General features: G+C 63.5%; 1 protein-coding gene. It reads right to left on the bottom strand.

Features of this window, described 5'->3' with window-relative positions; all coding sequences use genetic code 11:
* Positions 1-316 (bottom strand): hypothetical protein (locus tag I6F37_RS42540; protein ID WP_225154757.1); only part of this gene is annotated, 316 nt, incomplete at its 3' end.
* Positions 317-408 lie beyond the last annotated feature (92 nt).

Here is a 408-nt window from a genome sequence, read left to right as displayed (position 1 = left end):
CATAAGTCTTGCTCGTAATCGACGACGCCGTCGTGCTGTGGAACGTGACCGAGTCCCCGTCCGCCTGGCTGGCGTTCCGGTAACCCCAGTTCCAGGTATCGCCGCCTCCATTGTCGCTCACGTCCACCCGGTTGTAGCCGTCGTCATAATTGCGATCCACGGCGCTGCCCGTGGCGGGACCGGGCCCGCGGCCGCTGGCACCGCCGCTCAGGTTGCCCACGTTCTTGAATTTTGCCGTGACGTTGAAGCCGGCGCGATAGCTGATGCCGAAGCGGTTCTTGTTCGCCTCCGGCGGCTGTTCGAGCTTCACGCTCAAGGCGTCGGCCGCGAGCAGCGGAACAGCCGGAGCGAGAAGCAGGACAGCGAGGGTGCGAGTCGGAAGTGCGTTGGTGCGTTTCATAATTATTC

The sequence above is a fragment of the Bradyrhizobium sp. NBAIM08 genome, from assembly GCF_020193935.1.
Taxonomy (GTDB): domain Bacteria; phylum Pseudomonadota; class Alphaproteobacteria; order Rhizobiales; family Xanthobacteraceae; genus Bradyrhizobium; species Bradyrhizobium yuanmingense.
The sequence above is the reverse complement of the archived record's forward strand: the minus strand, read 5'-3'. Positions and strand labels throughout refer to the sequence as shown.